At 66.0% G+C, this 23,018-nt stretch carries 24 protein-coding genes; 23 read left to right on the top strand and 1 reads right to left on the bottom strand.

What is annotated here, in order from left to right:
• Nucleotides 1-12: 12 nt before the first annotated feature.
• The 9 genes from fliD (at nucleotide 13) to ACSUZJ_RS06570 (ending at nucleotide 8,135) form a co-directional block, all read left to right on the top strand.
• On the top strand, nucleotides 13-1,455 hold the full coding sequence (gene fliD / locus ACSUZJ_RS06610) for a flagellar filament capping protein FliD (protein ID WP_499414449.1): 1,443 nt from the start codon (nucleotides 13-15) through the stop codon (nucleotides 1,453-1,455).
• A gap of 223 nt (nucleotides 1,456-1,678) precedes the next feature.
• A complete protein-coding gene (locus ACSUZJ_RS06605; protein WP_499414447.1) occupies nucleotides 1,679-2,419 on the top strand; it encodes a flagellar brake protein in 741 nt (246 codons plus the stop codon).
• Nucleotides 2,420-2,568: 149 nt separating this feature from the next.
• Nucleotides 2,569-4,476, top strand: coding sequence for a putative bifunctional diguanylate cyclase/phosphodiesterase (locus ACSUZJ_RS06600; protein ID WP_499414445.1), 1,908 nt, complete (start codon nucleotides 2,569-2,571; stop codon nucleotides 4,474-4,476).
• A 274-nt stretch (nucleotides 4,477-4,750) separates the two neighbouring features.
• Nucleotides 4,751-4,948, top strand: a complete 198-nt coding sequence (locus ACSUZJ_RS06595) for a hypothetical protein (RefSeq protein WP_499414443.1) — start codon at nucleotides 4,751-4,753, stop codon at nucleotides 4,946-4,948.
• Nucleotides 4,949-5,198: 250 nt separating this feature from the next.
• Nucleotides 5,199-5,630, top strand: coding sequence for a flagellar export chaperone FliS (fliS, locus tag ACSUZJ_RS06590; RefSeq protein ID WP_499414441.1), 432 nt, complete (start codon nucleotides 5,199-5,201; stop codon nucleotides 5,628-5,630).
• On the top strand, nucleotides 5,630-5,959 hold the full coding sequence (locus ACSUZJ_RS06585) for a flagellar protein FliT (RefSeq protein ID WP_499414439.1): 330 nt from the start codon (nucleotides 5,630-5,632) through the stop codon (nucleotides 5,957-5,959). The genes fliS and ACSUZJ_RS06585 overlap by 1 nt, the downstream gene beginning before the upstream one ends.
• A gap of 7 nt (nucleotides 5,960-5,966) precedes the next feature.
• Nucleotides 5,967-7,022: a flagellar hook-length control protein FliK gene (gene fliK, locus ACSUZJ_RS06580; RefSeq protein WP_499414437.1), complete on the top strand. Its 1,056-nt coding sequence runs from the start codon at nucleotides 5,967-5,969 to the stop codon at nucleotides 7,020-7,022.
• Complete coding sequence (locus tag ACSUZJ_RS06575) at nucleotides 7,019-7,393, top strand: EscU/YscU/HrcU family type III secretion system export apparatus switch protein (RefSeq protein WP_499414436.1); 375 nt, start codon at nucleotides 7,019-7,021, stop codon at nucleotides 7,391-7,393. Before fliK ends, ACSUZJ_RS06575 begins: the two co-directional genes overlap by 4 nt.
• A complete protein-coding gene (locus tag ACSUZJ_RS06570) occupies nucleotides 7,377-8,135 on the top strand; it encodes a flagellar brake protein (protein WP_499414434.1) in 759 nt (252 codons plus the stop codon). The genes ACSUZJ_RS06575 and ACSUZJ_RS06570 overlap by 17 nt, the downstream gene beginning before the upstream one ends.
• Nucleotides 8,136-8,244: 109 nt before the next feature.
• Here the strand turns inward: ACSUZJ_RS06570 and fliE are convergent, their stop codons facing one another.
• A complete protein-coding gene (gene fliE, locus ACSUZJ_RS06565) occupies nucleotides 8,245-8,658 on the bottom strand; it encodes a flagellar hook-basal body complex protein FliE (RefSeq protein WP_499414432.1) in 414 nt (137 codons plus the stop codon).
• Nucleotides 8,659-8,850: 192 nt separating this feature from the next.
• Here fliE and fliF point away from each other — a divergent pair, with 192 nt between their 5' ends.
• The 14 genes from fliF to ACSUZJ_RS06495 all read left to right on the top strand — a co-directional run bounded on the left by fliF (nucleotide 8,851) and on the right by ACSUZJ_RS06495 (nucleotide 23,011).
• Complete coding sequence (gene fliF / locus ACSUZJ_RS06560; RefSeq protein WP_499414430.1) at nucleotides 8,851-10,539, top strand: flagellar basal-body MS-ring/collar protein FliF; 1,689 nt, start codon at nucleotides 8,851-8,853, stop codon at nucleotides 10,537-10,539.
• Nucleotides 10,536-11,540: a flagellar motor switch protein FliG gene (fliG, locus tag ACSUZJ_RS06555; RefSeq protein WP_499414428.1), complete on the top strand. Its 1,005-nt coding sequence runs from the start codon at nucleotides 10,536-10,538 to the stop codon at nucleotides 11,538-11,540. The genes fliF and fliG overlap by 4 nt, the downstream gene beginning before the upstream one ends.
• A 9-nt stretch (nucleotides 11,541-11,549) precedes the next feature.
• Nucleotides 11,550-12,299, top strand: a complete 750-nt coding sequence (locus ACSUZJ_RS06550; RefSeq protein ID WP_499414426.1) for a flagellar assembly protein FliH — start codon at nucleotides 11,550-11,552, stop codon at nucleotides 12,297-12,299.
• The gene (gene fliI / locus ACSUZJ_RS06545; RefSeq protein WP_499416469.1) at nucleotides 12,296-13,720 is read left to right on the top strand and encodes a flagellar protein export ATPase FliI; all 1,425 of its coding nucleotides are present in this window, start codon (nucleotides 12,296-12,298) and stop codon (nucleotides 13,718-13,720) included. Before ACSUZJ_RS06550 ends, fliI begins: the two co-directional genes overlap by 4 nt.
• Before the next feature lie 50 nt (nucleotides 13,721-13,770).
• Nucleotides 13,771-14,211 (top strand): flagellar export protein FliJ, encoded by a 441-nt coding sequence (fliJ, locus tag ACSUZJ_RS06540; RefSeq protein WP_499414424.1) that lies wholly within the window; start codon nucleotides 13,771-13,773, stop codon nucleotides 14,209-14,211.
• Nucleotides 14,212-14,215: 4 nt separating this feature from the next.
• Nucleotides 14,216-15,490 (top strand): flagellar hook-length control protein FliK, encoded by a 1,275-nt coding sequence (locus tag ACSUZJ_RS06535; RefSeq protein ID WP_499414422.1) that lies wholly within the window; start codon nucleotides 14,216-14,218, stop codon nucleotides 15,488-15,490.
• 258 nt (nucleotides 15,491-15,748) lie between these two features.
• On the top strand, nucleotides 15,749-16,264 hold the full coding sequence (fliL, locus tag ACSUZJ_RS06530; protein ID WP_499414420.1) for a flagellar basal body-associated protein FliL: 516 nt from the start codon (nucleotides 15,749-15,751) through the stop codon (nucleotides 16,262-16,264).
• A 9-nt stretch (nucleotides 16,265-16,273) separates the two neighbouring features.
• Nucleotides 16,274-17,254, top strand: a complete 981-nt coding sequence (gene fliM / locus ACSUZJ_RS06525) for a flagellar motor switch protein FliM (protein WP_499414418.1) — start codon at nucleotides 16,274-16,276, stop codon at nucleotides 17,252-17,254.
• A 15-nt stretch (nucleotides 17,255-17,269) separates the two neighbouring features.
• Complete coding sequence (fliN, locus tag ACSUZJ_RS06520; RefSeq protein WP_499414416.1) at nucleotides 17,270-17,698, top strand: flagellar motor switch protein FliN; 429 nt, start codon at nucleotides 17,270-17,272, stop codon at nucleotides 17,696-17,698.
• 122 nt (nucleotides 17,699-17,820) lie between these two features.
• The gene (fliO, locus tag ACSUZJ_RS06515; RefSeq protein ID WP_499416467.1) at nucleotides 17,821-18,543 is read left to right on the top strand and encodes a flagellar biosynthetic protein FliO; all 723 of its coding nucleotides are present in this window, start codon (nucleotides 17,821-17,823) and stop codon (nucleotides 18,541-18,543) included.
• Nucleotides 18,533-19,282, top strand: coding sequence for a flagellar type III secretion system pore protein FliP (fliP, locus tag ACSUZJ_RS06510; RefSeq protein WP_499414414.1), 750 nt, complete (start codon nucleotides 18,533-18,535; stop codon nucleotides 19,280-19,282). Before fliO ends, fliP begins: the two co-directional genes overlap by 11 nt.
• Nucleotides 19,283-19,292: 10 nt before the next feature.
• A complete protein-coding gene (gene fliQ / locus ACSUZJ_RS06505; protein WP_499414412.1) occupies nucleotides 19,293-19,562 on the top strand; it encodes a flagellar biosynthesis protein FliQ in 270 nt (89 codons plus the stop codon).
• A 22-nt stretch (nucleotides 19,563-19,584) separates the two neighbouring features.
• Nucleotides 19,585-20,421: a flagellar biosynthetic protein FliR gene (gene fliR / locus ACSUZJ_RS06500; protein ID WP_499414410.1), complete on the top strand. Its 837-nt coding sequence runs from the start codon at nucleotides 19,585-19,587 to the stop codon at nucleotides 20,419-20,421.
• Nucleotides 20,422-20,626: 205 nt separating this feature from the next.
• Complete coding sequence (locus tag ACSUZJ_RS06495; protein WP_499414408.1) at nucleotides 20,627-23,011, top strand: sensor domain-containing protein; 2,385 nt, start codon at nucleotides 20,627-20,629, stop codon at nucleotides 23,009-23,011.
• The last annotated feature ends 7 nt before the right edge of the window (nucleotides 23,012-23,018 follow it).

Raw genomic sequence — 23,018 nt, 5'->3', positions numbered from 1 at the left:
TGGAGGACACGCATGACAACCATCAGTTCCGCAGGCATAGGCTCCGGCCTCGATGTCGACAGCCTGGTTACCCAGCTGATGTCCGTCGAGCGCCAGCCGCTGACCCGGCTCGACACCAAGGAGGCCAGCTACCAGGCCAAGCTGTCGGCCTTTGGCACGCTCAAGTCCGCGCTGGCGGCATTCCAGACTGCGGCCAAGGCGCTCAGCACGCCAGCCCAGATGTCGCCGCTCAAGGCCAGCGTCGCCGACGCCGCCATCCTTGGCGCCAGCGCCGGCACGGGCGCGGCGGCCGGCAGCTACGACGTCGAAGTCAAGAACCTGGCCCAGGCCCAGAAGCTGATCACGAATACCGGCTATGCCGCCACCAGCGACAAGGTCGGCGCCGGCACCATCACGATTGCACTGGGCAGCTACGGCAGCGACGGTTTCAAGGCCGACCCTGCCCGGCCGGCGCAAAGCATCACCATCGACAGCAGCAACCAGACCCTTGCCGGGGTGCGTGACGCGATCAACGCGGCCAATGCCGGCGTCACCGCCAGCATCATCAACGACGGCGAAAAGAACTATCTGTCGCTGAGCTCGAAAACCACCGGCGAAGCCAGCGCCATCCAGCTGACCGTGACGCCGCCGAAGCCGGCCGATGGCACGGAAGACCCGGCCGGCACGACCTTGAGCGCCCTGGCCTACAATGGCGCCAGCGACGGCATGCGCGAAACGGTGCCGGCGCGCGACGCCGAGGTCGTGATCGATTCGGTCACCATCAAGAAGCCGACCAACACCATTACCGATGCGATCCAGGGCGTCACCCTGAACCTGAGCAAGACCAGCGCGGAAGGCGTCAGCACCAAGCTCACGCTCACGGCCGACAACGACACCGTGCGCAAGAACATCGAGACCTTCGTCTCCTCGTACAACAGCCTGAGCAAGGCGATGAGCGACGCCACCGCCTTCGACACCGCCACCGGCAAGGGCGCAGTCCTGAACGGCGACAGCACGGTGCGCGCGATCCAGACCCAGCTGCGCGGCATCCTGGGCGGCGCGATCGCCGGCGCAGCGTCCGGCGCCTCGACCTTGCCCGACATTGGCATCACCTCGCAGCGCGATGGCACCCTGGCCATCGACACGGCCAAGCTGAGCGCCGCGCTGAACGACCCGAACAAGAACCTGAGCGCGCTGTTTTCGACCAGCGGCACCAACAAGGGCTTCGGCGCCCAGATCGACGCCGCCGTCGGCCGCATCCTCAGCCCGGTCGGCACGCTGCCGACCCATACGAACAGCTTCAACGCTTCGATCAAGGACCTGGAAAAGCAGCGTGTCGCCATTACCCAGCGCCTGGCCGTGACCGAGCAGCGCTACCGCGCGCAATTCGCAGCACTGGACAAGATGATGGCCAGCATGACCACTACCAGCAGTTACTTGACGCAACAATTGGCAGCGCTCGCCAACCTGAGCTAGGGCCGCCTGGTGACGGCAGGCGAACAAGTCATGCATGTCCAGGAATTCCTGGCGTTCTTGAGCGCGCAATGCTGGCGCGGCAAGTGGGTTTGCTACAGGGAAATTGCAGAGTGCTGAGCTTGGCTATATCATAATGGGCTCAGCAAGAAAACATGGGTGTCGGCTATCGCCGGAACAGGCACACCATCTCGACTTTTTCGCCCGACGGCTACCGATGCAAGCGATGACTGACCTAGAACTGGAACATTGGCAAGACTTTGCAGTCGAATCGTACGCCGAGATCCATGCCCTGCTGCTGCGCATTAGCGCAGAAGACCAGCCGCTGCGCCTGTTCGACAAGGCCACCGCCGAGACGCCCCTGGCCACCTTGCGCATGCTCGACATCGACAGTACCGGCCTGCTGCTCGGCTGCCCGGCCGCCGACGCCGCGGCGCTCGACCTGGACGCGCCTGGACTGGTCTGTGATACCGCGCTCGACAACATCCGCATCCTGTTTGCCGCCGAGGGCTTGCGCATGACACACGCCGACGGCATGGCGGCCCTGTACGCCGACCTGCCGCGAGTCCTGATCCGCCTGCAACGGCGCGAGTACTACCGCATGCCGGCGCCGTCGAGCAAGCCCCTGCGCGCCATCATTCCGCTCGACGCCGCTTCCGGCACCAACCTCGCCCTGTCCCTGCACGACATCAGCTGCGGCGGCATCTCGCTGCTCGACGACGCGCTGCTGCTCGACTCCAAGGTGGGCCAGGTCTACGAGGACTGCGCCATCACCCTGCCCGACATCGGCACGGTGAACACCTCGCTCCAGGTGCGCAATTGCCATGACCTCTCGCGCCACCACCAGGGGACGCGTCGGCTCGGCTGCCAGTTCCTCGACATCTCGCGCTCGGCGATGGCCGGCGTGCAACGCTACATCCTGAACCTCGAACGTACGCGCAACGCCCGCCTGGCCGGCCTGGCCTGAGTCCGGCAGCCATCCGCGAGCGGCAACGTTTTACAATCCGCCCCCCTGGATCGATCCGGTTCCAGTCGTGCTCGCATTGCAAATCCGCTTGGTTTCTGGCGTAATGAGCCCATCGAAACGAACCGGACAGCACCGGCGAATTGTTAAATATGCGGAAACCTCCCCTACCGGTCGACGAAGCGAAGCGCCTGGCTGCGCTGTATGCAACCGAACTTTTCCACACTGCACCGGAGGAGGCATTCGACCGGATCACGCGCCTGGCCACCAGGCTGCTCGACGTGCCCACGGCACTCGTCTCCCTGGTCGGCAACGATACCCAATGGTTCAAGTCGCGCTGCGGCTTCGCCGCCGAGAGCACCTCGCGTGACGTCTCCTTTTGCGGCCATGCCATTCTCAGCGACGAACCGCTGGTGGTCGAGGACGCCAGCTGCGACCCGCGCTTCGCCGACAACCCGCTCGTCACTGGCCCGCCTCGCATCCGCTTCTATGCCGGCGTGCAGCTGTATTCGGTCGAGCGCGCCAGGCTGGGCACGCTGTGCGTGCTCGACACGCGCCCGCGCCAGTTCGGCGAGGAACAGTTGTCCGAGCTGCACACGCTGGCGCGCATGGTCGAGGAGCTGATCTACCACCGCCAGCTGGCGCGCGCCGCCCAGGAATTGCACGAGCAATTGCTGCACAACGCCGCGCATGCGCCGGTGCCGGCCGCCGCCGGCCAGGTGAAATACCTGCTCACCCACGACGCGCTGACCGGCCTGGCCAACCGCCAGGCCTTGCTGCGCACGATCGGCGCCAGCATTCCCGCCTGGCAGGCCGGGGGCGCCGGCGCCGTGGTCGCCTGCCTGAACCTGGACCGTTTCAAGCGCGTCAACGAAGTACTCGGCCATGTGGTCGGGGACCAGGCCCTGGTCGCGGTCACGCGCGCCCTGCAATCGCGTCTGCGCGCCGACGACATGCTGGCGCGCTCGGGCAACGATGAATTCGTGATGCTGCTCAACGATCCGGGCACCCAGGAACGCCTGCAGGCACGCCTGGATGAACTGATGGGCGAAGTCAGTCGCCACGCCTTCGGCAAGGACGCCAATTTCTCGCTCACCTGCAGCATCGGCTTCGCCTGCTTCCCGCAGGACGGACAGGATGCCGATACCCTGCTCAACAACGCGATGACAGCGATGCACCACGCCAAGAGCCTGGGCGGCGCGCGCATCGAACGCTACGCGCCCGAACAGCGGCGCGAACTCGGGCGCCGCCTGGCGCTCGAGAACCAGCTGCGCCGCGCCCTCGAACGCGACGAACTGTTCCTGCAATACCAGCCGAAGGTCGCGCTCGACAGCGGCGCGCTGGCCGGCTTCGAGGTGCTGCTGCGCTGGCGCCATCCCGAACATGGCGTGGTGTCGCCCGAGGAATTCGTGCCGATCGCCGAAGAAACCGGCCTGATTGCGCCGATCGGCGAATGGATCGTCAGGAGCGCGGTCGACCAGCTGGTCGCCTGGCGCCGCGCCGGCGTGTCGGAAGTGCCGGTGGCGGTCAACCTGTCGGCGCGCCAGTTCCTGCAAAGCGACGTCGTCGCCATCGTCGGCGAATTGCTCGAGACGGCCCGGCTGCGGCCTGAACTGCTGGAACTGGAGCTGACCGAAAGCGTCTCGATGGCCGATCCTGGACGCAGCATGGTCATCATGCACAAGCTCAAGGCGCTCGGGGTAACGCTGAGCATCGACGACTTCGGCACCGGCTACTCCAGCTTCAGCTACCTGCGCCGCCTGCCGATCGACAAGCTGAAGATCGACAAGTCCTTTGTCCAGGACATCGAGGACAGCAGCGACTCGCGCGCCATCGTGCAGGCCATTGCCGCCATGGCGCACCGCCTGAACCTGCGCGTCATCGCCGAGGGCGTCGAGGACGAAGCCCAGGCCGAGGCGCTGCGCGAGGCCGGCTGTGACCAGGGCCAGGGCTTCCTGTATGCGCGTCCGCTGAGCGCCGACGAGGCCGCGCGCTTCATCGTGGAGCGCCAGGGCACCTGGCCTTCCACGATGCCTGGAGGTCGCAGCGCCACGGGGTGAATGGCTCCCTCGAGGCAACAACAACGCGCCTTATCCGCCGCACGCGCGCTCGACGGACCCGCATGGTCCTGCCGTACCTGCGGCCGTGAACGCAGCGGCACGCCAGCGCCTGCCCGGGCGTCCTGCGGCGGCAGCGGGTATGCCATCCGTCCTACAGCCGAAACAATTGCTAACAACTTGCCGACATGTGCGCACCCGGTACGACGATACCATTGTACTAACGCAGCCCGGACAGCCCGTCCCGTACCGGCAGTGCTGGGCATGGGAGATGGATATGATGCAACGAAGAACCGATGAGCAAACCGCCCTGGCCGCGGAATACGCGCTGTACCTGGTCGATATCCGCGGCGTCGATTTCGCGTTCAAGTACCTCGACAGTTGCAACGTACCGCGTTCGATCCTCGCGCGCGCCTTGCAGTCGCCCCAGCACCGCCGCCATCACGAACGCCGCAAGTATCCGCGCAAGGACTAGAGCCTTTCCATCCTGCACGCAGCCTGCTTGCGCTCGCATAAAACCTTTCGCTTCCTTGTCCGCCCGGTAAAGGGCCAAGAAGGCGGGCATTTCCGCCTCTCAAGTCCCGTTAGAAGCTGCCGTTAAACCAGTAAACTACCCTCGCTGAAGAATGGCAGGCCGGCCTCGATGCCGCCTCGACCAGCTCCGGCGCGAACACACGGAACGCCCCTGCGCGCTCCGCACATTACTGAAGTATTTGGAGGTTCTGATGTTTGGATCGATGCAGCGTGGCGTGAACGCGTACGCAAAAGTAGGCCTGGAAACCTCGGTCATTGCCGCCTCGCCCCACAAGCTGATCGTCATGCTGTACGACGGTGCGCTGAGCGCGATCAGGAGCGCGGCCGGCCACATGGCCATGGGCCGCATTGCCGAGAAAGGCAACGCCATTTCAAAGGCCCTGGACATCATCGACAATGGCCTGCGCGTCAGCCTCGACAAAAAGGCCGGCGGTGAAATCGCCGACAATCTCGACGCGCTCTACATCTACATGAGCGAACGCCTGATCACTGCCAACTTGCAGAACAAGGCCGAGATGCTCGCGGAAGTGCAGACCCTGCTGACGGACTTGCGCGACGCCTGGGTCGAGATCGGCGAACAAGCGGGCGCTTCCGCAACCTCCCCTGCCAGGGCAGGCGCGTGATGATGACCGGCCAGGAAGTGTTGTCCGAATACGCCGCTGTCGCCGAACTGACCGGCCAGATGCTGGCCGCCGCCGAAGCCGGCGACTGGGACCAGCTGTTCGTCCTCGAGCAACGGTGCAGCGCGCGCGTGGACACGCTCAAGCGCGGGGAAGCGGCGGCCCAGCTGCCCCCCCAGGGACGCCAGGCGAAGATCGACTGCATCCGCCGCATCCTGGCAGATGACCGCCGCATCCGCGACCTGACCATGCCCTGGATGGCCCAGCTGTCCGCGTTGATCAGCAACTCGGGTACCCAGCGTCGCCTCGCCAGGGCTTACGGCAGCGTCTGATTGACCGATGGTCGAGCGCCTTTCCAGTCCCGGCGTCAGCGCCACGCAGCCGGTACGACCGACGCTGCCGCTCGAGCGCACGGGCGACCCACGCCTCGACACCTTGCAACGCACGCTGGCAACCATGCTGGGCACCCAGGTCCCGGTCTCGGTACTTGCGCGCCAGGGCGACGGCAGCTTCCTGGTGCGGGTTGCCGACACCTTGGCGCGCATGCAGCTGCCGCCGGGCACCCAGCCGGGCGCCCAGCTCACGATGAAAGTACTGGCCGCCTCGCCCCAGCCCAGCTTCCAGCTTGACGAGGCCACGCTGCACGCCAGTCCGGCGCCGTCCGGCGCACAAGCCGGCGCACTGGCGGCCGCCGCCGCCCATTCCGCTGGCCACACCGGCGCACGGCATGACGCAGCCGAACTGAGCCCGGCTGCACGCCTGCTGGCCCAGGTGCTGTCCGGCGCCAGCGGCGACGAGGCAACTGGTCCGCCCGCCAGCAAGCTCACCCCGCTCCAGGGCACGGCACCGCTGCTGCCCCACGGTATGCCCGATCCAGCTCAGCTCGCCGGCAGGCTCGAGCAGGCCATTGCGAAAAGCGGCCTGTTCTACGAATCGCATGTCGCCGAATGGGCCGAAGGAAAGCGTCCCCTGGACGACCTGATGCAGGAGCCGCAGGCGCGCAATGCGCCCGGCACCCCGGCCACCGACCCGGCCGCAGCACGCATGATCAACCTGCAGCTGGCCAGTCACGAGCAGGCCCAGTTCATATGGCAAGGCCAGCTGGCGCCCGGCCAGCCCGTCGAGTGCAGGATCGCGCGCGAGGGAAAGCGTCCGACGGGGGGCGGGTCGGAGTCCGAGCCGACCTGGCGCAGTGGATTGCGCCTGCGTTTTGCCGCGCTAGGCGAGGTCGAAGCCAGCCTCAGCTTGCGCGGCAGGGTACTCCAGATCGACCTGCAGGCCGCGCCGGACGTGCTGGCTTGCCTGCGCGACGGCGCACCGCGCCTGGAAGAGTCGCTGGCCGCGGCCGGTAGCGAACTGGCCGCGCTGCGCTTCCACGGCCAGGAGAGCAAGTGAGCGGAGAGTCGGGCAGCAAGACGCCGCAACAGCGGCAGCGCGCGGTCGCCCTCGCCTACGCGGCCGGTTCCAGCGCGCCAACCGTGGTCGCCAAGGGGCAGGGCCTGGTGGCCGAGCACATCATCGAACGCGCGCGCGAAGCCGGCGTATTCGTCCACGAATCGAAGGAGCTGGTGTCGCTCCTGATGGACATCGACCTCGACGGCCAGATCCCGCCTGCCCTGTACCGCGCAATTGCGGAACTGTTGGCATGGCTTTATCATATTGAGTCAGCGCAACAGCACGGCCAGCCTCGTCCCGCCCCGCCCGACACTGCGCTCCTCATTGACTCACCTGTACTAGCGGCGGAACAAGATGCAAGCAATCCATGACGCAGCACCGGAAAACTGGCGCGATTACGAAGTCCAGTCGCGCAGGGAAATCGTCGCGCTGCTGCGCCAGATTGGCGACAAAAAACAACTGATCCGGATGAAGATCAAGGGCGAGGCGGACGTCTGCGTTACCTCGGTGCTGGAAGTCGCCCCGGACAGCGGCCTGTTCATCCTCGACCGCTCGATCGACCGGGAGCAGAACGAACGCATCCTGCGAGCCGGCCAGGTGATGTGCGAAACCTACCTCGACAAGATCCGCATCCTGTTCCGCGCCAGCGGTCTGCGTGAACGTGCGTTCGAAGGCATGGCGGCGCTGGCCGCGGACATTCCGGATTCCCTGATTCGCCTGCAGCGGCGCGAGTTCTACCGCATGCAGACACCCGTGACGAACCCGGTGCAGGTCTTCATTCCGCTACCAGTCGAGGTGGGGGGCGGCAACACTGGCTTCCCGCTGGTCGACATCAGCTGCGGAGGCCTCGCCCTGTTCGATAGCAAGATGATGCTGAACACGACGATCGGCCACACCTTTACCGGCTGCCACATCGAATTGCCCGAGGTCGCTACCGTGATGGCCTCGCTACAGGTGCGCAATGTCATTGATGTGACCATGCTCAATAACAAGACCAGTCGGCGCATCGGCTGCATGTTTGCCGACATCCCGCGCGCCGATATGGCGGCGGTGCAGCGCTATATCACCAGGCTGGAGCGCGAGCGCAACGCGCGCCTGGCGGGACTGGGCTAAGCAACAGGCACTCCGCACCCATCCTGCGGCCCCGCTCGCCACATGGAAAAGGAAACGGGCCGTGCTCCCGACGAGAGACACGGCCCGTTTTTCATCCGGCTGGAACCAATCACACCTGCATATTCATGATTTCGTGATAGGCCGACACCAGCTTGTTCCTGACTTGCACGCTTGCCTGGAAAGCAATGCTCGACTTCTGCATCGCGATCATGGTGTCCGACAGGCTGACGCTGTCGTCGCCCATGGCGAAGCGCTGACCCAGTTCTTCCGCGTGCTTCTGCGAATTGCTCACCTGCTGGAGCGAATTCTTCAGCGCATCCGAAAAGCTGACCTTCGAGGCGCCCTCGCTGGCGCCGGCGTCGGCCGCCTTGCCCAGGTCGCCGAGCTTGCCCAGGCTGCCGATGCCGCCCATTGCGCCCGGCGCCAAATTCGGCGCGGCAGGTTTCGTGGCGGCCGCCTTCAGCTGGGCCATCATCGCCTCGATGCGGCTGCTGTCGATGCCGCCGATTCCGCCTATGCTCATGGGTTCTCCTGTTATCCGTTGCGTGCCTGTGCGAAAAACGCAGCCGGGCGATGTCAGGCTGTCAGATTACCAGCGCGACAGCAATAATTTGCGTTGAGCAAGAGGGGAAACCGCCCCCTATTCCGGGGTTTGAAAGTTGCCCTACAGCTTCATAATCCTGCCTGATCCCTCTTTTCCCCCTGGACAACCAACATGGCCGCGACCGCCGACAACCTGATCGACACCCCAGAACAGCCGCAACCGTTCCTGAAGACCGAGATGGGCAAGAAAGTGCTCATCGGCGCAGGCGTGGCGGCGGCACTGGCGCTGATCGTGGCGATCTGGCTGTGGAACCAGGCTCCCGAGTACCGCGTCCTGTACGCCAACTACAGCGACAAGGACGGCGGCGCGATCACCGCGGCGCTCGACCAGATGGGCGTCAAGTACAAGTTTTCCGAAGGCGGCAGCGCCATCCTGGTGCCGGCCGAACAGGTGCCGGACCTGCGCCTGAAACTGGCCTCGCAAGGCCTGCCGAAAGGCGGCAACGTCGGCTTCGAGCTGATGGAAAACCAGAAGCTGGGCGTGTCGCAGTTCCTGGAGCAGGTCAATTACCAGCGCTCGCTCGAAGGCGAGCTGGCGCGCTCGATCCAGTCGCTCGGCTCGGTGGCCGCGGCGCGCGTGCACCTGGCGCTGCCGAAACCCTCGGTCTTCGTGCGCGACCAGCAAAAGCCCACCGCCTCGGTCCTGCTGAACCTGCAGTCCGGCCGCGCCCTCGATCCGGGCCAGGTCAGCGCCATCGTGCACCTGGTGGCCTCGAGCATCCCGGAACTGACGGTCGGTAACGTCACCGTGGTCGACCAGAACGGCAATTTGCTGTCCGAGCAGTCGAAGCAGAACGGACTGAACAAGCAGCTCGACGCCACCCAGTTGAAGTACGTCGAGACGGTGCAGCAGAACATCATCAAGCAGGTCGAGTCCCTGATCACCCCGATCGTCGGCAAGGGCAATGTGCGCGCCGAGGCGACCGCCGAGATCGATTTCGCCCAGGTCGACACCGCCGCCGAGATGTACAAGCCGAATTCGCCGCCGGAACCGCAGGCGATCCGCAGCCAGCAGACCTCGGAGCAGACCGGCCCGGCGACTGGCAACGCCAACGGCATCCCGGGCGCGCTGTCGAACCAGCCGCCGGGCGTGGCCACCGCCCCGGTTGAAGGAGGCGCTCCAGGCCCGGCTGGCGCCGCGCCGGCAGCTGGCCCGACCCGCAAGGATGCGACCACGAATTATGAAGTCGACAAGACCATCCGCTACGAGCAGCGTCCGATGGGCGGCATCAAGCGCCTGACGGTGGGCGTGGTGGTGAACTACCGCCGCTCGGTCGATCCGAATACCGGCAAGGTGACGGTCAAGCCCCTGTCGGCCGCCGAAGTGGCCCAGATCAACGAGCTGGTCAAGCAGGCGATGGGTTATTCGCAGGCGCGCGGCGACACGATGAATGTGGCGAACGCCCCCTTCGACGGCGTCGACAGGCCCGACGAAGCCGGCCCGGACTGGTACAGGGACCCGTCCAACCTGCCGCTGGCGATGGAAGTGGGCAAGTACCTGCTGATCGCCGCCATCATCGCCTTCCTCTACTTCCGCATCCTGCGCCCGCTGCTGCGCCCGGTGATGCACAAGTTCGACGAGGCGACGGCGATGCCGGAAGAGGAAAAGAAGGACGAAGAGGAAGAAGACCCCGACGCCGTGGTCAAGCTGGGCGAAGACGGCCAGCCGATCGGCGAGGAAGAGGAAGAAGCACCGCGGGAGCGCAGTTACCGCGCCAACCTGGCGCTGGCAAAGGAAATGGCGCGTGACGATCCGCGCATCGTGGCAAACGTGATCAAGGCATGGGTGGGTTCGGAATGAGCGACAAGGACAAAGACGGTATCACCAAGGCGGCAATCCTGATGCTGGCCCTGGGCGAGGAAGAAGCGGCCGAGGTGATGAGGTTCCTCGGCCCGCGCGAAGTGCTGAAACTCGGCGCCGCGATGGCGGCCATGAAGTCGGTGCAGCACGAGCAGGTGGTCAACGTGCTCGAGTCCTTCCGCGACGAGGCCGACGCCCACTCGACGGTCGGCCTCGACTCGGACGAATACATCCGCGAAGTGCTGACCAAGGCGCTGGGCGACGACAAGGCGGCCGTGCTGCTCAACCGCATCCTGGGCGGCAAGGACGCCTCGGGCATCGAGAGCCTGAAGTGGATGGACGCGCAGTCGGTGTCGGAACTGATCCGCAACGAGCACCCGCAGATCATCGCCACCATCCTGGTCCACCTCGAGCGCGACCAGGCCTGCGAGATCCTGAGCCATTTCACCGAGCGCCTGCGCAACGACGTGGTGCTGCGCATCGCCACGCTCGACGGTGTGCAGCCGGCCGCACTGCGTGAACTGAACGACGTGCTGACCAAGCTGCTCTCGGGTAACGAACACATCAAGAAGTCCTCGCTGGGCGGCGTGCGCACCGCGGCCGAGATCCTGAACTTCATGAACGGCGACCAGGAAAGCGCCGTGATGGAAAACATCAAGAACTACGACAACGACATGGCGCAAAAGATCATGGACGAGATGTTCGTGTTCGACAACATCATCGACATCGACGACCGCGGCATCCAGCTGCTGCTGCGCGAAGTGCAGTCGGAAATGCTGATCATCGCCATGAAGGGCGCTTCGCAGGACCTGCGCGAGAAAATCTTCCGCAACATGAGCCAGCGCGCCAGCGAAATGATGCGCGAAGACCTGGAATCGAAGGGCCCGGTGCGCCTGTCGGAAGTGGAAGCCCAGCAGAAGCAGATCCTGCAGATCGTGCGCCGCCTGGCCGACGAGGGCCAGATCGTCCTCGGCGGCAAGGGCGACGACTCCTTCGTTTAAGATCCGGTGATGAACAATAACTTGCAGGGCGCCTTCAAGCGCTGGGAAATGACCTCCTTCGGCGACGAGCGGCCGAGCACTCTCGCCGCCCGCATCAAGGAAAAAGAGGAAGAGGAAAACCGCGCCCGAGCTGCCGCGGCCAACGCTGCCGCAGCCCGGGTGCAGCAGTTCGCTGCCGAGCAGGCTGCCCCGCCGCCCCCGGCTGTGCAGCTGCCCACGGCCGCGGAACTCGACGCGATCCGCGAACAGGCGCGCGCCGAGGGCTATGCCGAAGGCCGTGAGGAAGGCCGCGCCGCCGGCCACGCCGAAGCCTTCGAGGCCGGCCGTGTCGAGGCCGCCGCTGAACTCCAGAGCCTGCGCGCCGTCGCCGCCTCCTTCAGCCGGGCGCTTGAGCAGGCCGACGAGACCATCGCCGCCGACGTGCTCGATCTCGCCCTGCACCTGGGGCGCGCCATGGTGCGCACGGCCTTCGAGGTGCGTCCCGAACTGATCATCGGCATCGTGCGCGAAGCGATCGACTACCTGCCGGTGCTGCAGCAGCCCGCCGTGCTCGCGCTCAATCCGGAAGACGTCGACATCGTGCGCGCCGGCCTGACGGACGAGCTCGACAAGGGCGGCTGGCGCATCGTCGCCGATCCGCAGGTCGCGCGCGGCGGCTGCAAGGTCGATACCGCCAGCAACCAGATCGATGCGGGGGCCGCCGCCCGCTGGCACCGCCTGACCCATGCGCTGGGCAAGAACGTGGAGTGGCTCGCTTGAACCCGGCCGCCAGCCAGGGCGCGGACCGCCCTCTTGATCGCCACACCGCGCGCTGGAAATCCTATCTCGCCGACTGCGATTCCCTGCTCGGCTTTGTCGAGCCGATGCAGGTGTCGGGACGCGTCACGCGCGTCGCCGGCCTGGTCATGGAATGCGTGGGCCTGCGCCTGGCCGTGGGCAGTGCCTGTACCATCCCGCTGCCGAACGGCGCGAAGATCGAGGCCGAAGTGGTCGGCTTCGAGGGCGAACGCCTGTTCCTGATGCCGCAGAGCGACGTCGAGGGCGTGGTGCCGGGTTCGCGCGTCTTCCCGGTGGAGACGCCGGTGCCGCGTCCGGGCACGGTGAACCATCCGCGCCGCCGCCCGAGCGACCGCGCGCGCCACCTGCCGGTTGGCATGGGCCTGCTGGGCCGCGTGGTCGACGGCGCCGGCCGTCCGCTCGACGGCAAAGGCGCGCTCGCTACCAGCGACGTCGCGCCGATCAATGCGCGCCCCGTGAATCCCCTCGACCGCGCGCCGATCAAGGAAACCCTGGACGTGGGCGTGCGCGCCATCAACGCCATGCTGACGGTGGGCCGCGGCCAGCGCCTGGGCCTGTTCGCCGGCACCGGCGTCGGTAAATCGGTCTTGCTCGGCATGATCGCGCGCTACACCACGGCCGACGTGATCGTGGTCGGCCTGATCGGCGAGCGGGGCCGCGAGGTGAAGGAATTCATCGAGCAGATCCTGGGGGAAGACGGCCTGGCCCGCTCGGCGGTGGTCGCCGCGCCCGCCGACAGCCCGCCGCTGATGCGCCTGCAGGGCGCGGCCTACGCCACCGCGATCGCCGAGCACTTCCGCGACCAGGGCAAGAATGTCCTGCTGATCATGGATTCGCTGACCCGCTATGCAATGGCACAACGTGAAATTGCATTAGCGATTGGTGAACCTCCGGCAACGAAAGGCTATCCGCCGTCGGTGTTCGCCAAGCTGCCGGTGCTGGTGGAACGCGCCGGCAACGGCCTGGAGGGCGGCGGCTCGATCACGGCCTTCTACACCGTACTGTCCGAGGGCGACGACCAGCAGGACCCGATTGCGGATGCCGCGCGCGGTATCCTCGACGGCCACATCGTGCTGAACCGCCACCTGGCCGAGGCCGGCCACTACCCCGCGATCGACATCGAACAGTCGATCAGCCGGGCCATGCACGGCATCACCTCGCACCAGCACCAGCAGTCGGCACGCAAGCTGAAGCAGTTGTACTCGCGCTACCAGCGCTCGCGCGACCTGATCAGCGTGGGCGCCTATGCGCCCGGCAGCGATCCGGTGCTCGACCAGGCGATCGCGCTGAACGGGAAGATCGAGGAATTCCTGTGCCAGGAAATCCACGAGAACACCAACATGGGCCAGAGTTTGGGGCAATTAAGCGCTCTGTTCGGCTGATTGACCGCGCGTTTGCCTCGCTATACTTGAGCTTCACTGAGTGATTCCCTATGGCAAATACCTCCGCCCTTGACACCCTGATCGAGCTGGCCCAGCGCGATTCCGACGCCGCCGCCAGGCGCCTGGGCGCGGCCTTGAAGACGGTCGAGGAAGCCGAAGCAAAATTGCAGATGCTGCTGGGCTACCGCGACGACTACGCGAACAAGCTCGACCAGGCCCAGATGGCGGGCATCACGCCCTTCGCCTACCGTAATTTCGTTGCCTTCATCGACAAGCTCGACAACGCGATCAACGGCCAGCGCGAAGTGCTCAAGCATGCGAACTACCGCAGCGAGCAGGAAAAGAAGGCCTGGCAGGAAAGCGAGCGCAAGCGCCTGTCCTACCGCACGCTGAACGAGCGGGCGGCGGCCGAGGCCTTGAGAATCGAGAACAAGCGCGACCAGAAAATGATGGACGACCACGCCGCGCGCACCGTCCGCCACCAACGCTGAACACATGATGACGATGCAAACGACTTCCCTCCCCTTCCAGGTGAGCGGCGCGAATGGACCGAACGGCCCGAGCGGCCAGGCGCAGAACATGCGCGGCAACGCGGTGCTGGAAACCGGCGGCGCCGACTTCGGCGCCACGCTGACGCGCCAGATGGCGCAGCGCCAGCTCGAACAGCGCCAGGCGCAGCCGGCCGCCCAGCCGCAGGCCACGGTGAAACCGCAGGCGCCGGCCAAACCCGCCGCCAACGAAGCGAAAGCGCCGGCGCGCGAGGGCGCGAAGGAGCCGGCCAAGGATACCGCCCAGACCGGCCAGGCCGACGCTGCCCAGGGGGCGAGCGAGAGCAAGGCGGGCGCCGCCGAGAACAAGGATGGTGAAGACGCCAGCGCTTCGGCGGACGCCAAGGCAGCCGATACGGTGGCCGACATGCTGGCCATGCTGGCCAGCTACAACCAGCCGGCGCAGGCGGCGCCAGCCGTGGCCGAAGAAACCGCCGCGGGCGGCGCCCTGCAGGCGGCGCTCAAGGGCAAGCTCGGCCTTGAGGACGGCAAGCACGCCGCCAGGCTCGAGGGCGACGCCGCCCTGTCGGCCGTGACCGGCCAGTCCCAGGACAAGGCCGCCTCCGGCGTCGACCTGCGCGCGCTCGACCTGGCCCGGGCGGGCGAGCAGCCGGGCAAGCCGCAGCTCGAATCCGGCCAGGGCCAGTTCGGGGACCGGCTGCAGGACAGCGTGGCGCAGGCCGCCGCGCTGAAGGAAACGGCGGCTGCACCGGAAGCGCTGACCAACCTGGTGGCCCAGACCAATGCCCTGCAGACGGCGCAAGCCGCCGGCGCGGTGCCGACGGACCGCCTGAGCGCGCGCGTGGGTACGCCCGCCTGGGACAACCAGGTCGGCCAGAAAGTGATCTGGATGGTCGGCGGCGAAGAACAGAGCGCCACGCTGGAACTGAACCCGCCCGACCTCGGCCCGGTGCAGGTCGTGCTGAACGTCTCGAACGAGATGGCCAGCGTGACCTTCTCGGCCCAGCAGCTCGAAGTGCGCCAGGCCCTGGAAAATTCCCTGCCCCGCCTGCGCGAGATGATGAACGAGAGCGGCATCGCCCTCGGTAACGCGACCGTGAACGCGGGCAGCGACGGCGGGCAGCAGCAGGGCCAGCCGGGCTCGGGCCGTCCGGGTAGCGGTGGCAACGGCGCCGGCGGCGACAGCGCCGTGGCGGACAGCGCGCCGCGCCAGCGCACCGGCATCCTCGGCGGCGCGGGGGCGGTGGATACCTTCGCATAATCCATAGCTTTTCGACCTTGTAGGGTGGGCACCTGTGCCCACGCTGTCTCACCGGTTGAGCAGTGCCGGCTGATCAACCGTCCTATACCGCGTGGACACAGGTGTCCACCCTACGAAAAACCACACCCGCACCCACAAACCCCGAGCTAACCCAGCTTCTCCCCTCTTTTCAAAGCTTGCCGCTGCGCACTTTTTCTCGATAATGACATAATTACGCAACCCATTTGGCACCGAGGTATTTTGAAAGCGAATCCGAAAATGAAGCCTGCCCCCGCGGCAGACGCAGCGGCGCCGGCGGCCAGGTCGAAGAAGAAGCTCATGATCATCGCGATCGCGGGTGTGCTGCTGCTCGGCGGCGGCGCCGGTGCCGGCTGGTTCTTCCTGCATGGCAGCGCTGATGCCGAGACGCATGAGGAAGCGCCGAAGAAAAAGAAAAAAGAGAAGAAGGAGTCGGTCAAGACCGAGTACGTCCCGGTGGAGCAATTCGTCGTCAATCTGCAGCCGGAAGGAGAAGGCGACCAGTACCTGCAGGTCCAGTTCACCCTGCAGGTCGATGGCCCTGAACAGGCGGTCCTGATCAAGGACAACATGGTCAAGGTGCGCAGCCGCGTGCTGCTCCTGCTGTCGGGCAAAAAAGCATCGGAAATCAGCACCATTGCAGGCAAGCAGCAGCTGGCCGCCGAGATCAAGGCCGTCGTCCAGGCGCCTTTCGAAGAGAGCGGCGACGAGCAGGAAGTGTCCGACGTGCTGTTCACCTCGTTCATCATCCAGTAAAGACGCATCATGGCCGATAATTTCCTCTCACAGGAAGAAGTCGATGCCCTCCTCAAGGGGGTCAACGGCGATCAGGACGACGTTTCCGCGCCTGAAGACACCTCGGGAGTCCGCACCTACAACCTGGCGACCCAGGAGCGGATCGTGCGCGGCCGCATGCCGACGCTCGAGATCATCAACGAGCGCTTCGCGCGTTTGTTGCGCATCGGCCTGTTCAACTTCCTGCGCCGCAGCGCCGAGGTCTCGGTGGGCTCGGTGCGGGTCTCGAAGTACAGCGAATTCATCCGCAACCTGGTGGTCCCGACCAACCTGAACCTCATTCACCTGAAGCCCCTGCGCGGCACCGCGCTGATGGTCTTCGATCCGGGCCTGGTGTTCCTGTTGGTGGACAACCTGTTCGGCGGCGACGGCCGTTTCCACACCCGCGTGGAAGGACGCGACTTCACCCAGACCGAGCAGCGCATCATCCTGCGCATCCTCGACATCGTGTTCGAGGCCTATACCAAGTCGTGGGAACCGGTGTATCCGATCGAGTTCGAGTACATCCGCTCGGAGATGAACACCCAGTTCGCGAACATCGCGACCCCGAATGAAGTCGTGGTATCGTCCACCTTCACGATCGAGCTCGGTCCGGTGTCGGGCCAGATCCACTTCTGCATGCCCTACTCGATGATCGAGCCGATCCGCGACGCGCTGACCTCGAGCATCCAGGGCGAGGCGCTGGAAGTGGACAAGCGCTGGATTCGCCTGATGACCCAGCAGATCCAGGTCGCCGAAGTCGAGCTGGTGGCCGAACTCGGCCACGGCAGGGCGAACTTCGACGAGATCCTCAACATGAAAGTCGGCGACGTGATTCCCATCAGTGTTCCCGAAACCATCCAGGCCACCGTCGACGGCGTGCCGGTGATGGAATGCTCCTACGGCGTCTCGAACGGCCAGTACGCGCTGAAGGTCGAAAAACTGCTGGCCAATAGCGACAGCTTCAAGTAATTCAGGAGAAACACCATGTCTGACACCCAGGACGACCAGAGCCTCGACGACGATTGGGGCGCCGCGATTGCCGAGCAGGCGGCTGCGGAAGCAGCGGCCCTGCAGAAACAACAGCAACAGCAGCAGGCCAGCGCCGCCGTGTTCCAGGACTTCGGCACCAGGAATCCACGCCCGGACACGCCGAACGACATCGACTTCATTCTCGACATCCCGGTCCAGCTCACGGTGGAACTGGGCCGCACGAAAATTGCGATCAAGAACCTGCTGCAGCTGGCCCAGGGCTCGGTCGTCGAGCTCGACGGCCTGGCCGGCGAGCCGATGGATGTGCTGGTCAACGGTTGCCTGATCGCCCAGGGCGAAGTCGTGGTCGTGAACGACAAGTTCGGTATCCGGCTCACTGATATCATCACGCCTTCGGAACGGATCAGAAAATTGAATAAATGATGCCCCGCCTCGCCCCCGCCCGCCTTCCTGCAGACGAATCGGGGGCAGCCGCCCATGCCGCAAGGACTGGCCGGCTGCCTTCCCTCTTCTTGCGCAGGCGCGGGGCGAGTGCCTTGCTGTCGGTGGCTTGCCTGACCCCGCTGGTGGCCTGCGCGGTGCAGCCGGCCGCGCCGGCTTCCCCCGTATCCGCAGCCGCGCCCCAGGCAGTGCCCGCCAGCGCGCCCCAGGCCGCGCCGGCGCAAGCACCGGCGCAACAGCAGGCCCCCTCCGCACCCGGGACGCGCCCGCAACAGAACGCCGCAACACAGCCGCAAGCCGATGCGCCCGCTGCCGCCGCCCCACAGGAGCGCGCCACCACCGTCGGCGAAGTGCCGACCACGGCGCACGGTCCAGCCGCCCAGACGTCCGCCGACGGGCCGCCGGCCCGGGTCGTGCCCGGCGCCCCGGCCGCGATTCCCGGCACCCCGGCCCATCCCATGACGATTCCCCAGCCGGCGCCCGGCCCCTCGACCGGCACCCTGCTGCAGACCATCTTCGCCCTGGTGCTGGTGCTGGCCGCGCTGGCCTGGCTGGCCAAGCGCTACGGTCCGAAAATCGCCGGCGGCGGCAACCTGCGCATGGTCGGCTCGCTCAACATCGGCGGGCGCGAACGCATCATGGTGGTCGAAGTGGGCGACCAGTGGATCGTGGTGGGCGCCTCCCCGGGGCGCATCAACGCGCTGGCGACCATGCCGAAACAGGAGGCAGGCGTACAATCCACGGCCGCACTGGCTGGCCACGCGCCGTCGGCGGCGAGTTTTTCCGACTGGCTCAAACAGACGATCGACAAACGTAATGCGAAATAAGAAACTCCTGCTGGCCGCCGGCCTGGCGGCGCTGGCAGCATTGCCGCTGGCCGCACTGGCCCAGCCGGGCATCCCCGCCTTCACCACCAGCGCCGCGCCGGGCGGCGGCACCCAGTACTCGCTGCCGGTGCAGACGCTGCTCCTGATGACGGCGTTCACCTTCCTGCCGGCCGCGCTCCTGATGATGACCAGCTTCACCCGCATCATCATCGTCCTGTCGCTGCTGCGCCAGGCGATCGGCACCCAGACCGCGCCGCCGAACCAGGTGATGGTGGGGCTGGCGCTGTTTTTGACCCTGTTCGTGATGGGGCCAACCTTCGACAAGATCTACACCGAGGCCTACCTGCCGCTGCAGGAAAACCGCATCCAGATGACGGAAGCGATGAACCGCGGCGCCGCGCCCCTGAAGGATTTCATGCTCAAGCAGACGCGCCAGTCCGATCTCGCCATGTTCGCCAAGATCTCGCGCACGCCGGCCCTGCAGGGCCCGGAAGACGTGCCGCTGCGCGTCCTGATCCCGGCCTTCGTCACCAGCGAACTCAAGACCGCCTTCCAGATCGGCTTCGCGATCTTCATCCCCTTCCTCATCATCGACATGGTGGTGGCCTCGGTGCTGATGTCGATGGGTATGATGATGATGTCGCCGGCGGTGATTTCGCTGCCGTTCAAGATGATGCTGTTCGTGCTGGTCGACGGCTGGCAACTGCTGCTGGGCTCGCTGTCCCAGAGCTTCAATTAGAGGGAAAGCGATGACGCCCGAATCCGTCATGACGATGGGCCGCACGGCCATGGAGATCACCCTGCTGGTGTCGGCGCCGCTCTTGCTGGTGGCGCTGATCGTCGGCCTCGTGGTCAGCATCTTCCAGGCCGCGACCCAGATCAACGAAGCGACCCTGTCCTTCATCCCGAAACTGGTCGCCGTCTTCATCGCCCTGGTGGTGGCCGGGCCCTGGATGCTGTCCGTCATGCTCGACTACATGCGCCAGGTCTTCACCGGCATTCCCAACATGGTCGGCTGAGCGGCCTGTCTTTCTTCTGTAGATGCTGACCCTCACCGCGGCGGAAATCAACACCTGGATCGCCGGCCTCCTGTGGCCGCTCACGCGCATCCTCGGGCTGATCGCGGCCGCGCCCCTGTTCGGCCACGCCAGCGTCCCCACCTCGGTGAAGGTGGTGCTCGGCGTGCTGCTCGCTTCCATCATCGCGCCCACCGTCCCGGCCCTCCCGGCCATGGACCCCACCTCCTGGGCGGGCCTCCTGATCCTGGTGCAGGAACTGCTGGTCGGCCTGGCCATGGGCTTTGCCATGCGCATCGTGTTCGCGGCGGTCGAGTACGCCGGCGAACTGGCCAGCGCCACCATGGGCTTGAGCTTCGCCTCCTTCTTCGACCCGGCCACCCAGGGCCGCTCGGCGGCGATCAGCCAGTTCATGTCGATGGTCGCGACCATGGCCTTCCTGGCCGTGAATGCCCACCTGGTGCTGCTGGCGGCGCTGTCGGAAAGTTTCGTCAGCCTGCCGATCTCGGCCACGCCGCTGTCGCTCACCGCGCCGCTGGAACTGGTGCGCTGGGGCGCGCGCATCTTCTCGGCCGGCCTGCAACTGTCGATGCCCATCCTGGCCGCGCTCCTGATCGTCAACGTCGCGCTCGGCATCCTGACGCGCGCCGCGCCCCAACTGAACATCTTCGGCATCGGTTTCCCGGTCACGCTGGGCGTCGGCCTGCTGACGGTGTCGGTGGCCCTGCCCTACCTGGGCACGCCGATCGTCAACCTGTTCAACGAGGGCATCGAGGCCGGGCGCAGGATTCCACGCGCCGCGGCCGAGCGGGTGCCGCCGCCGGCGCCGCCTGCTGCCCTCCCGGCCTCTCCGGCGCCCTGAGGGCGCCCAGCATTATTGCGTGACAGTCAAGAATCACCGCAGGATTCTTGATCAGGAATCAATAATTTCCGGTAGTCCCGCCGAGTCCGCACCCCCGCGCACCGCTGAAACAAGGTCTCGCACTCGACCGGTGGCTGCGCTATCATGAATCCTGTCATTACGCGTTTGTGCCCGAACGTCTACACCAACGGTCCCGGAGGACACGTTGAACCTGTCACCTTTGCCGCTTGCCGTCTTCGTCGTCGACGCCGACGGCAACATCACCAGCTGGAACAAGGCCTGCGAAAAGCTGGCCGGCTACACGGCCGCCGACATTCGCCACCAGGCGCTCGACCGGCTCATCGAATTCGACGAGCCCAGGGAGGTGCGGCCCTCGGTCGCGGCGCGCGCCGACAGCGATGCGGGTGGCCGGCTGGTCTGCGCCAACGGCAGCCGCCTGCCGGTCCGGGTCACGATCGCGCCGCAATCCTTCGACACGGACCAGCCCGGCACCTTCAGCGTGATCGTCATTCCCCGCAACGGCCATGGCCCCTCGCGCTATTCCTTGATCCAGGACCTGCCGGTGGCCGACATCATCGAAGGCCTGCCTTGCGTGTTCTACGTGATCGACCACAGCGGCCACCTGCTGCTGTGGAACCACCAGCTGGAAGAAGCGCTCGAGATGTCGAGCGAAGAACTTCCGAAAAGTAACGTCAAGTTCTTCTTCGACGAGAAGGAAAGACCGGCCATCGTCCAGAAGATCCTCGACGCCTTCGACCGCGGCAGTTCCTCGCACGAGGCCGAGCTGGTCGGCAAGCACGGCAAGCGCACCAGCTTCCTGTTCCACTGCGCCCGCACCAGCCTGGGCAGCCTGCCCTGCGTCTTCGGCACCGGGCTCGACATCTCGGCGCGCAAGCAAAGCGAACAGGGGCTGCGGGTGCGCGAGCGGGCAATCTATTCCAGCGTCAACGCCATCATCATCACCTGCTGGACGGACGGCCAGAACCAGATCGAATACGTCAATCCCGCCTTCGAACAGATGACCGGCTATACCCTGGCCGAGATCAAGGGCCGCGACCCGCGCTTCATGCGCATCGAAGGCTGCGACATGCAGGAACACCAGCGCATCCACGAGGCGCTGGTGAACCAGACCAGCGTGCGCGTGGTGCTGCGCAACCGGCGCAAGAACGGCGAAATCTTCTGGAACGACCTGCGCATCGATCCCGTGATCAATCTCGACGGCGAAGTCACGCACTTCGTGGCCGTCATCAGCGACATCACCGAGGCGCGCCACTACGAACGGCGCCTGCACCACCTGGCCCACCACGACCCGCTCACGGGCCTGGCCAACCGCACCCTGCTGCAGGACGAACTGAAGCGGGCGATCGAGCACGCGGTGCACGACGGGGTGCTGGGCGCCCTGGCCTTCCTCGACCTCGACAACTTCAAGTACATCAACGACCACTTCGGCCACGAGGCCGGCGACGCCGTGCTGCGCGAGATCGCCAACCGCCTGCGCGACAGCGTGCGCGAGGACGACACCGTCGCGCGCGTCGGCGGCGACGAGTTCGTCCTGGTCATCAAGGACCAGCCGAGCGCCGCCCACGTGGCCGACCTGGTCGAACGCGTGCGGCGCAACGTCGCCGCGCCCATCCTGGCCGCCGGCAAGGAGATCATTCCCGGCACCAGCATCGGCGTGAGCCTGTTCCCGCTCGACGGCGACAACGTCGACCGCATCATGCGCGCGGCCGACGCCGCCATGTACCACGCCAAGAGCCTCGGCAAGAACAACTGCCAGTTCTATTCCCCCGAGCTGAACCAGATCGTGCACCAGCACCTGCTGCTCGAAGCCAGCCTCAGCCGGGCGATCCGCAACAACGAACTGACCCTCGATTACCAGCCGAAAGTCGACCTACGCAGCGGCAAGGTAATCGGCGCCGAGGCCCTGGTGCGCTGGCGCCATCCGGAGCAGGGCCTGATCTCGCCCGAGCAGTTCATTCCCGTGGCCGAGGAAACCGGCCTCATCGTGCCACTGGGCGAATGGGTGCTCGCCCAGGCCTGCGGCACCCTGAAGACTCTGAGCGCGCTGGGCATCGAGGACTTCGTCATCTCGATCAACCTGTCCGCGCGCCAGCTGCGCCAGCGCCAGTTCGCGCGCCACCTGGGCGAAGTGCTGCGTCGCCACGGAGTCGCTCCGCACATGCTGGAGCTGGAAGTGACGGAAAGCCAGTTGATGGACCGCCCGCTCGAGGCGACCGAAGCCCTGGCCGACCTGAAGGCGCTGGGCGTGCGCCTGTCGATCGACGACTTCGGCACCGGTTACTCGAGCCTGAGCCACCTGCAGAAATTCCCGGTCGACGTCATCAAGATCGACCGCTCCTTCCTCGGCGGCGGCGTGCACGACGGCCACGCCGTGATCACCCGCGCGATCATCGCCCTGGGCCACAGCCTCAAACTCAAGGTCATCGCCGAAGGCGTGGAAACCCTCGAACAACTGTCCTTCCTGCGCCAGCACGACTGCGACCAGATGCAGGGCTATTACTTCAGCCCGGCGCTGCCCCAGGACAAGCTGCAGGCCATGCTGTGCAACGACGCCCGCCTGCCCAGTTAGCGCACCT

Source organism: Telluria sp. B2 (assembly GCF_051789535.1).
Lineage (GTDB): Bacteria > Pseudomonadota > Gammaproteobacteria > Burkholderiales > Burkholderiaceae_D > Telluria.
This window is presented reverse-complemented; position numbering and strand designations above follow the sequence as displayed.